This is a genomic window from Litorivivens sp. (assembly GCF_057445395.1).
This window is the reverse complement of record NZ_JBVBUV010000103.1, coordinates 1-9,671: the sequence shown is the minus strand read 5'-3', so window position 1 is coordinate 9,671 and position 9,671 is coordinate 1. Positions and strand designations below refer to the sequence as shown.

Sequence of the window (9,671 nt, the reverse complement as noted above, 5' to 3'; positions counted from 1 at the left end):
CCACCAGCCGCAGGTGGCAAGTCAGGCCAACCACCATATCAAGGTCAGCAAACAATCCAACAAGAAATCAGTGAAAACCCAGCTGGTGGCCCTAAACGACAATGAAAAAGTGGCGGAGATTGCCCGCATGCTGGGCGGCGTAGCCATTACCGACAACACCCTGGCACACGCCCGCGAGATGGTCGCGACCGCCCACTAACCTGCTGGCAGGCGCTATGCGCCAACCCACGGGCAATGCAAATAAAAAAGCCGGCGCTATGGCCGGCTTTTTCGATTAACGGTAAGCCCTACTTTTTCTTCGGCTTCACATACAGCACCAGGCTGTGGTCTATAAGCTCAAAACCCATTTCATCCACAATCTGACGCTGGCGCTTTTCAATCACTTCGTCACAGAACTCTACCACTTCACCGGTGTCCAAACGCACCATGTGATCGTGATGTTCGCCTTTAGCCAACTCAAATACGGAATGACCGCCTTCAAAATTATGCCGAACAACCAAACCTGCCGATTCAAACTGGGTCAGAACCCGGTATACCGTGGCCAGACCGACGTCTTCGCCCGACTCCATCAGCGTGCGATAGACGTCTTCAGCGCTAAGGTGCTGATTGTCGTTTTCAGCGGTCTCCAGCAACTCAAGGATTTTTACACGGGGCAGGGTGACCTTTAGTCCGGCCTTCTTCAATTCCCGATTTTCGACGGACATGGTATATCCCTTAGCGTTGGAAAACAGATTGCGCTATTATCCCACGCCTTCACTATCGATGAAAGTTAAGTACCTGATGATCCGCAAAGCTGTCGCACTGCTGTTTATTCTTTCCCCACTGCTGGCCTGCAGCACGATGGAGTTCCCCGGGGTATACCGGGTACAGATTGAACAGGGCAATATCGTAACCGAGGAAATGGTAAGCCAGCTCGAGCCTGGCCTGTCTGCCAGCCAGGTTGAATTCATTCTCGGCACCCCGCTGCTGCGCGATAGTTTCACCCCGGACCGTTGGGACTATCTGCACATGGTACGCAAGCCCGACGACACCCTGGAAAAGCAGCGCCTAACCGTATTCTTTGCGGAAGGCGTGCTAAGCCACTACGAAAGCACCATCGTTAGCACCGAGCGAAGCCAGCCCGCACCAGCCGGCGAGCCACTGGAAGAAAGCGAGCCGTTGCTGGAGCAGCAGGAAACCGAGCAGCTGTAGCCCCCAATCCATCAGGCTTTTCGACGCCCTTCTGCTTCCTGTCGAGCTTTGACCTTTGCCGCGCGCTGTTTTCGCACTTCTTTCGGATCTGCAATAAGCGGCCGGTATATTTCCACGCGATCACCGCTTTGCAACTCAACACTCTCAGCCTTGGGTACAGCCTTCCCAAACACGCCGAGGTCGGCCGTACTCAAATCCAATCCATCGAACTGCCTGTCAAGGCCAGATTTCAGCGCAGCCTCACGAACCGTGGTTCCTGCAGGCAATTCCAATGCCACAATTTGCTGTTTGTCTGGCGTGGCGTAAACCACCTCCACATGAATCATTGTCTCAGCCATAAACCACTTTCGCCCGCTTAACCATCGCATCAACCATTGAATTGGCAGCGCTATTGAACAGTTGCTTGGCCGCTGCCCCCAATACCGCACTACTGAGCGTAAAACTCAGAAACAGAGACACCTTGCACGCTTGCTCATTCAAGGCCAGCAAGGTCCAGCGCCCCGTAAAGCTGTCAAAGGGACCGTCGACCAACTCCAATTTAATTTCGGCTGGCCGCGCCAGCGTATTACTGGTGGTGAAGCTTTGACTGACACCGCCACGCGCAAGATCCAGCCGGGCAACCATACGATCCTCACTTTCCGTGAGAATTTCGGCGCCAACACAGCCATCCATAAACTGGGGATAGCTGGACACATCGTTGATCAGTTCGAAAACCTGCTCCGCTGAATAGGGCAGCAGCGCGCTGCGACTGATGGTTGTCATTACTTCACCCGTTCAGGAAATTGCTAAAACCCCTGACGCACCGAAATCACCAGTACCGCCAGAATTGCCGGGGGCGCAATATACCGCAAAAGCAATCGCCAAATCCAAAAGGTTCGTGCACCACAGTAGTAGAGCTCGTCGCGCGCCTGCACATCGCGCAAGACCCATCCCGCATACAGCGCAAGACCCAGCGCACTTAATGGCAACAAATAATCCGCCGCCGCGCGATTGAGTAAATACAGCCACTGAGCCGGTCCCGGCGCTGCAATATCGACGATTACGAACATGCCGCCGCCCCACAACAACAGGGTAAGCAGCACTACCGCGAGCCAACGTGGCAGCGGTGTTTTTTCGACCATCCACGCGACTGATGGCTCAATCAGCGCCAATGCGCTGCACAACATCACCAGACCAATCAGGCAGAAAAACAGCGCACCGAGCAGGTCGCCAAAGGGCATATTTCCGAACACATAGGGCAAACTGATAAACAGCAGTGCCACGCTATTGCCGGGCTCGATATTCTGCCCCAGAACCAGAGCATAAATACTCACGCCCGCTACCAGCGCGACGGCCGTATCGATCGCCACCACGGCCACCACTTGGCGCGAAATAGAACGACCATCGGGGAAGTACGCACCGTAGACCATCATCGCGCCGACGCCAATCCCAAGCGTATAGAACGCTTGGCCAAGAGCCGACACCACGGCGTCGGGGCCCACGTCTTCCGGATGCACAGAAAACATCCATGCCAATCCAGCGGGTAAATCGCCCATTATTGCCGAGGCGTACAGCAGCGCCAGTAGGGCAATCAGAATCAATGGAACCAGCAGGCGTAACAATTGCCCGGTAGCAAAGGTCATACGCAGCATGGCCAAGGGGGCCAGCAACAAGATAAAGCCGGTAAACCCTTTCGTCATCTCCTCGCTTGACGACACATAAGTCGCAAAAAACTCTCCGGCAAATTCAATACTTGTGGCTTCAAGCTTGGTATCGCCAAGGTAATACGCGTAATTGAGCACCCACCCTGCGATCACCGCCAGGTGGGCCAGCATAAGCAAACCCGTCACCATGGCCAGCATAGGCGCCAGCCGCCAGATTCCCCTGCTGCCGGATTCAAGATTCAGGTAGCGGATGCTCGTTTCCGGGTTCGCTCTACCGCGGCTGCCCATGACCACCTCTGCCAGCATGACAGGCGTGGCAATCAGCAGCACGAATCCCAGGTACATGAGGATATAAAGCAGCCCTCCGTAGTGGCCCACTTCATGCGGAAAGCGCCAAAAGTTACCCAGCCCAATAGCCAGCCCAGCCGCCGCTGCCACAAAGGTCCAGCGGCTGACCCAAACACCTTGCAGAGTTTCTCGTTGCAACTCCAGCATCCCCAGAAAATTATTATGCTGCCATTTTCACTCAGCTCCGTAGGCTTTACCAGTGAGAACCCCTATAATGCGCGCCCATGGCTGCCAAGAAACCAAAACAGAATAGTTCCACGATTGCGCTGAACAAACGCGCTCGTCACGATTTCCATCTCACCGACAAATTTGAAGCCGGTGTAGCCCTGCAGGGCTGGGAAGTAAAAAGCGCGCGCGCCGGCAAAGCGCAGATAACCGAGAGCTATGTACTGCTCAAAGACGGCGAGGCCTGGCTAATCGGCACCCAGTTCACCCCGCTGCAGACTGTATCGACGCATTACGTAACCGATCCGACACGCACCCGCAAGCTGTTGCTGCACTCCAAAGAGCTCGGCAGGCTGCTTGAAGCCACCCAGCAAAAAGGCTATACCTGTGTCTGCACCGCCCTGTATTGGAAAAAACACCTGATCAAGGCCGAAATTTGTCTGGCCAAGGGCAAGCAACAACACGACAAACGCGACACGGAGAAGGAACGCGACTGGGACCGCCAGAAACAACGGGTTCTGCGCGAACATAACAAGTGAAGACGCTTTACCTACTCAGACACGCAAAATCCAGCCATGACGACGAATCGCTGGATGATATCGATCGACCGCTCAACAAACGCGGCAAGCGAGACGCGGTTGCCATGGCTACCGTGGTTGGCGAATACTGCCACAAAGTGCAGCACATCTTCTGTAGCCCGGCAAAACGCTGTCGCAGCACCATCAAGCGGGTGCGCGATGCCCTAGACGCCCCTACCGGCGAACTGACCCTCGACGACGCCCTCTACACCTTTGATGCCGACACCCTGCTCAACTGGATTCGCGAGCGCGACCCCAAACTGGACTGCATTCTCGTTGTTGGTCACAACCCGGCATTTGAAGACGTGATACGCCTGCTGACGGGGCAGCCCTTGAAGCATTTTCCCACTGGCGCTTTTGCCGAGCTTCACCTGAAGGTGGAATACTGGGATCAGGCCCGCGCCGGCTGCGCCGATCTACTGCATATGGAGTCACCGCCAAAAACGGTTACCTGAAACTGTTTACTTACCGTGCCGCACTGGCGTATCCGTCTGTTTAATAACAAAGAGCACCCATGGCTAACGAAGACTATTACCACGTCAACGACCTGATCATCCTCAAAAAGAAACACTCCCTGATCAAACATATTACGGAACAGCTACCCACCCCGGAGATACATGGCACCAAGGTCTGGGGATCAAGTTTCATGATCATGGACTACCTGAAAAAGCACACACCCGATGCTGGCTCCGAGATTCTCGAAATAGGTTGTGGCTGGGGACTGCTGTCCATTTTCTGCGCCAAACACTTCGACGCGCTGGTCACAGCAACTGACGCCGACCCTCACGTATTTTCCTTTCTCGATGCCCACAGCATTATCAATGAGGTTGAAATTGACCAGCTGGTGGCACGCTATGAAGAGCTGAAAATCAAAGACCTTAAGGGCTACGAGCTGGTACTGGGTGGAGATATTTGCTTCTGGGATGAACTTGTCGACCCGCTGTTCAGCCTCGTACAGAAAGCAGTAAAAGCCAAGGTTGGCAAAATTATCATCGCCGACCCGGGCCGCCCCCCCTTTCTTGAGCTTGCCAAACGCTGCGAAGAGGCCTTTGGCGGCGAACTGCTGGACTGGAGCATAACCAAACCACGCAAGGTGGACGGCAACCTGCTTGTCGTGGAAAGCTAGCCAACCCCATCAGCCATCGCTTGGCGGCTTATAATTGAGCTTGCGCAACCTCGGCAGCCGCCCCTTGCTTAAATAGCGATGAATCGCCTCTTGCGAGCGAATACGCTTGGCATTTTTCTTTCGCGGCAACCTCAGACGATTGGCCTGCGTGGCGTCGAGCACCCTCGCCTTTACATTGTCAGACCACTGTATATCGAGAATATCCTGCAACGTTTTCTTATGACCCTCGTCGTAGATCGGGCACATAACCTCCACCCTGTAGTCTATATTACGCGTCATCAAATCTGCCGATGACAGGTAATATTGCGGGTCACCTGCGTTGTAAAACATAAAAATACGCGGGTGTTCCAGATAGCGATCGACAATACTGATAGCCTCGATATTATCGCTAACACCTTTCACCCCCGGCACCAGCGAGCACATACCACGCACAATAAGCCGCACCGGCACTCCGGCCTGACTCGCTTCATACAGCTTATCGATCATCGCCTGATCAACGAGATTATTACACTTGAACGTCAGCCCACAGGACCGCCCCTTATGAGCATTGTCGATCTCGTGATCAATCATCGCTAGCAAGCGCTCGCGCGAATTGATGGGCGACACAATCAAGTGCTTATAGTTGGGGCGGCGATAGGTGTAGCGAATAAACTCGAAGGTTTTGAAAGCCTCTTCCCCAATTTCCTGATTAAAGGTCAGCAGGCTGAAATCCGTATAGACCTCGGCCGTTTTTTCGTTAAAATTTCCCGTTCCAATGTGGGTGTAGTAGCGCAGACTATTATTTTCCTGGCGGGTAACAGAGATCAATTTGCCATGCACCTTAAGCCCCGGCACACCGAAAATGACGTTCACTCCCCCCTCCTGAAGCCGGTGCGATAGCGCCATATTGGCCTCTTCATCAAAGCGCGCCTGCAGCTCCACAACCACCAATACATCTTTATGGTTAGCCACGGCGTTAATCAAGGCATCCACCACATGGGAGTTCGACGCCACACGATAAAGGCTGAGAGAAATTGAACGCACCGCCGGGTCAATCGCCGCCGTGCGCAGAAAATTAATCACATAGGTGAAACTGTTATAAGGGTAATACAGCAGCACATCGCGCTGGGCGATGGCATCGAAAATATTGTCGAACCGGTCAACCGCAGGCAGCGGTATTTTCGGTAGCGGCTTCAATTCCAGATAGGCAGGTCCTAGATTCGGGAACCCCATAAAATCTTTGGAGTTGTGGTAGCGCCCCCCCGGAAGAACCGAATCCAGACGCCCCAGACCGAGGCGGCGCGCCAGATAATCTCGCAAGTCTGCCGGCATTTCACTGTCATACACAAAACGCACTGGATCAGCCTTGCGGCGGCGTTTCAGGCTGCGTTCCATACGCTCAAAAAAGCTTTCTGTGACTTCTTCTCCCAGTTCAAGCTCCGCATCACGCGTCAGTTTGACTGTGTAAGCTTCCACGCTGTCGAGCTGAAAAATGCCGCGAAAAACATCGTGCAGACATACCCGGATCATATTCTCCAGCGCAATCATCACCTTGCCCCGCTTACCTTTGCGCGACGGAATACTCACGAATCGGCTGATGCGATCGGTTGGCACCTCCAGCATGGCATAGCGTACCTGATCCGCAGAGACGATTTTGATGGCGAGATAAATCGAGGCATCGTTCAATTCCGGCAGCGGATGATTGTCGTCCAGAATGACCGGCACCAGCTCGGGCTGGATATTTTCAAAGAAGAAATTGCGGGCAAATTCACGCTGATGATCATCCAGCTGCCGTTCGCTGATCAGGTAGATACCCCGTTTGCGTAGCTCCTTTAAAGTGGCCAGGTAGGTTTGGTCAAAGCGGCTTTGCAATTCAACCACGCGCAACTGGATTTTCTCCAGCAAAGCCTTGAACTCCTCCTGCTTGGAAGGCGTGGAAAACGCCGCCAGACGGCGTACGTCTGCCACCCGCACCCGGAAAAACTCATCCATATTATTGGAGAAAATCCCCAGGTAACGCACCCGCTGGATCACCGGCACGCTTGGATCTGCGGCCTCCTGCAGCACTCGTTCATTAAACGACAGCCAACTCAACTCCTTGGGAATCCAGCGTTCTACATTTCCCGAGTCAGTCATCTATTCCTCCGTCGCCAACAAACACTACGCGGCATCAGCCTACAGCAACCACATTGCATTTTTGTTACCGTTGTTTTTATTGCCAGAATAGCAGCTTAATGGGGTTTCGCACGAGATCGGTGCTTTTTGCATATCGCTTTCCCGCACGGCTGTGGCTACACTGAAAATCCACTCGCATAACCGCTCGAGGAGTTCCTTAGCCCCCATGCCGCCTGATGCTACGCCCGAGATATACGCCGCGCTGGATCTCGGCTCGAACAGCTTTCATCTGCTGATTGCCCGCTTTGAACAAAATAAACTCATCGTGCTTGATACCCACAAGGATATGGTGCGTTTTGCCGCGGGGCTTGATGATAAAAACGTACTGTCCGCCCAAGCCATAGAACGCGCACTGGAAAGTCTAAGCAAAATGGCAGAACGCCTGCGCGGCGTACCTGCCGACCATATCCGTATCGTCGGTACAAATACCCTTCGCACAGCCGAAAATGCCGGCGAATTTCTAGAAAAAGCCGAAGCGGTGCTGCCTGCGCCCGTCAATATCATTTCGGGCACAGAAGAAGCCCGTCTGATTTACCTAGGCGTAGCGCGAGACTTTTCTCCCGGTGACGAACGTCGTCTGGTTGTGGATATCGGCGGCGGCTCAACCGAACTGGTAGTCGGCGCCAAAAAGCCCAAAATTATGGAAAGCCTCGGAATAGGCTGCGTCAGCTTTAGCCGCCGCTTCTTTGCCGATGGCAAACTCAGTGAGACGGGATTTCGCAAGGCACAGAATGCCGCCGCCCGAGAGCTTGCGCCTCATATCGAAGCCTTCAGCCAAACCTGGGATCAAGCCGTCGGTGCCTCCGGTACCATTCGCACCATCGGCCGCATTGTGCGCGACAACCAATTCAGTGACCGCACCGCCATCACGCTCGACGGCATGTATAAATTGCGTGAAACCATGCTGGAAAGCAAAAACTGTGACGATTTAAAGATAAAAGGCCTGAGCACTGAACGGCAAAGCGTACTACCTGGAGGCCTTGCCATCCTGATCGCCCTGTTCGAAGAACTCGACATCTCAGCCATGGAAACGTCCGACTATGCAGTCCGCGAGGGTATACTGCACGACCTAGCCGGGCGCCTGCATCACCACGACACTCGCGAAAGCACCATCAATCACATGATTGAACAATATTATGCAGACACTGCCCAGGCCGAGCGCATCTGCAAACTTGCCCTGCGCTGGCTACCTAGCGTAAAAACGGAAATTAAAACTGACGCAGGTGAGGCAGAACAACTGCTGCGGTGGGCGGCAGCCCTTCACGAAATCGGACTCGCCATCGCCCACGGCGGCTACCACAAGCATGGCGGCTACATTCTCAGCAACGCCGACATGCCCGGCTTTTCCCGACAGGAACAGGCTCGCCTCGCCTTTCTGGTACTGAATCACCGCCGCAAGCCCAAACCTGGCAGCCAATTGCACAATATTCGCCCCGACTGGCTGCTGCTGGCCCTGTTTCGGCTGGCGTGCATCCTCCACCGCCGCCGCCAGAACCGCAGCATCCCCCCCGAGGTGCAGGTAGAAGCAACCGGCAAGAAGTCGCTGGTCCTGAGCGCCCCTCAGGCCTGGCTGGACAATAATCCCCTCACCCGGGCAGATTTGGAAGAAGAACAGGAACTAATCGGGGTAGTCGACGTCCAACTCAGCATAGCGGCTCTGTGATCCGGCAACAGGAATGCCATGACACAGGCAAGGAAAGTCCGCTACAATAGCCAGACAGGTTTTGGGGCCGATTTGGATTCGACGCCGGTAACAAAACCGTGAGTGCATGCCGTGAGGACAGCGAATCACGTTAATCCAAAGCTGTTAATTTATAGTTGCCAACGACGACAACTACGCTCTAGCGGCTTAAACCCCGTTAGCGGTCATTAGCAAGGTGCCCATATCGCGCTATTGACTGTCATATAGAATGGGATCGCAGCAAAGTGTGTCTGCCACGGCGCTGTTAAACTTTTAGCAGACTCGCGTTCTGCGTCCTGACCGTTGGGCTGCAGAAAGCTAAATCAATAAACGGAAACTAAGCATGTAGAGCTCTCGGCAGAGTGCTGACGGACGCGGGTTCAATTCCCGCCGGCTCCACCAAACACGGGTCCTGTCCAGACCCATCCACACCCACCAAAACCTCTTTTAATCAAAGAGTTACAGAGACAGCCCAGCTAGCCGGGTTGGTCTCTGTGGGTGCTGGTGGGTGTCCAAAACGACACCAAAATGACACAACTTTGACACAAGCCGGGCGCAAGCTCCCCGTGTCAGCGCTGCAATTGTGTCGTGAGCGCATCCTAGACAATGAATACAGGGGCGCGCTGACCCGCCTAAAAATCCATTCGCATACCATCAAACTCAAAGACTTCGATCTTGGCTGGAGCCATAAGGTCATTGCTAAGTTCAGCCAGGAGAAAGTCGACGCCCTGATGGAGATATGCAAGCTGTTTCAAGGCCAAGCCGAAAGTGCCTATGAACAGATT

11 protein-coding genes, 1 other RNA gene and 1 pseudogene are annotated in these 9,671 nt (G+C 54.1%); 8 read left to right on the top strand and 5 right to left on the bottom strand.

All coding sequences use genetic code 11. The annotated features are described in order from the left end of the window. A pseudogene (locus tag AC222A_RS17940) lies at positions 1–199 on the top strand (DNA repair protein RecN); the annotation flags it as partial. Between the two features lie 88 nt (positions 200–287). On the opposite strand, the gene fur reads toward AC222A_RS17940, so the two are convergent. Next, a complete protein-coding gene (gene fur / locus AC222A_RS17935) occupies positions 288–704 on the bottom strand; it encodes a ferric iron uptake transcriptional regulator (RefSeq protein WP_372750363.1) in 417 nt (138 codons plus the stop codon). 28 nt (positions 705–732) lie between these two features. Here fur and AC222A_RS17930 point away from each other — a divergent pair, with 28 nt between their 5' ends. Beyond that, on the top strand, positions 733–1,191 hold the full coding sequence (locus AC222A_RS17930) for an outer membrane protein assembly factor BamE (RefSeq protein ID WP_372750362.1): 459 nt from the start codon (positions 733–735) through the stop codon (positions 1,189–1,191). A gap of 11 nt (positions 1,192–1,202) precedes the next feature. Here the strand turns inward: AC222A_RS17930 and AC222A_RS17925 are convergent, their stop codons facing one another. The 3 genes from AC222A_RS17925 to AC222A_RS17915 are packed head-to-tail and all read right to left on the bottom strand — an operon-like array spanning position 1,203 to position 3,320. Then, on the bottom strand, positions 1,203–1,529 hold the full coding sequence (locus tag AC222A_RS17925; protein WP_372750361.1) for an RnfH family protein: 327 nt from the start codon (positions 1,527–1,529) through the stop codon (positions 1,203–1,205). Next, positions 1,522–1,953, bottom strand: a complete 432-nt coding sequence (locus tag AC222A_RS17920) for a type II toxin-antitoxin system RatA family toxin (protein WP_372750360.1) — start codon at positions 1,951–1,953, stop codon at positions 1,522–1,524. Before AC222A_RS17920 ends, AC222A_RS17925 begins: the two co-directional genes overlap by 8 nt. Before the next feature lie 23 nt (positions 1,954–1,976). Continuing rightward, positions 1,977–3,320 (bottom strand): sodium-dependent transporter, encoded by a 1,344-nt coding sequence (locus AC222A_RS17915; protein WP_372758868.1) that lies wholly within the window; start codon positions 3,318–3,320, stop codon positions 1,977–1,979. Between the two features lie 86 nt (positions 3,321–3,406). Between AC222A_RS17915 and smpB the strand changes: the two genes are divergently transcribed. The 3 genes from smpB to AC222A_RS17900 are packed head-to-tail and all read left to right on the top strand — an operon-like array spanning position 3,407 to position 5,051. Then, a complete protein-coding gene (gene smpB, locus AC222A_RS17910; protein WP_372749841.1) occupies positions 3,407–3,886 on the top strand; it encodes an SsrA-binding protein SmpB in 480 nt (159 codons plus the stop codon). Then, entirely contained in the window at positions 3,883–4,380 is a 498-nt protein-coding gene (locus AC222A_RS17905; RefSeq protein WP_372749842.1) for a SixA phosphatase family protein, read from the top strand. Before smpB ends, AC222A_RS17905 begins: the two co-directional genes overlap by 4 nt. Positions 4,381–4,439: 59 nt before the next feature. Beyond that, positions 4,440–5,051 (top strand): class I SAM-dependent methyltransferase, encoded by a 612-nt coding sequence (locus AC222A_RS17900; RefSeq protein WP_372749843.1) that lies wholly within the window; start codon positions 4,440–4,442, stop codon positions 5,049–5,051. A 9-nt stretch (positions 5,052–5,060) separates the two neighbouring features. Here AC222A_RS17900 and ppk1 read toward each other — a convergent pair whose 3' ends face one another. Continuing rightward, positions 5,061–7,166 (bottom strand): polyphosphate kinase 1, encoded by a 2,106-nt coding sequence (gene ppk1 / locus AC222A_RS17895; RefSeq protein WP_372781131.1) that lies wholly within the window; start codon positions 7,164–7,166, stop codon positions 5,061–5,063. A gap of 205 nt (positions 7,167–7,371) precedes the next feature. Here ppk1 and AC222A_RS17890 point away from each other — a divergent pair, with 205 nt between their 5' ends. The 3 genes from AC222A_RS17890 to AC222A_RS17880 form a co-directional block, all read left to right on the top strand. Continuing rightward, on the top strand, positions 7,372–8,868 hold the full coding sequence (locus AC222A_RS17890; protein WP_372809637.1) for a Ppx/GppA phosphatase family protein: 1,497 nt from the start codon (positions 7,372–7,374) through the stop codon (positions 8,866–8,868). 63 nt (positions 8,869–8,931) lie between these two features. Continuing rightward, positions 8,932–9,288: a transfer-messenger RNA gene (gene ssrA / locus AC222A_RS17885) on the top strand. A 137-nt stretch (positions 9,289–9,425) separates the two neighbouring features. Then, positions 9,426–9,671: hypothetical protein (locus AC222A_RS17880; protein ID WP_486775370.1), on the top strand; the 246-nt coding region annotated here is incomplete at its 3' end.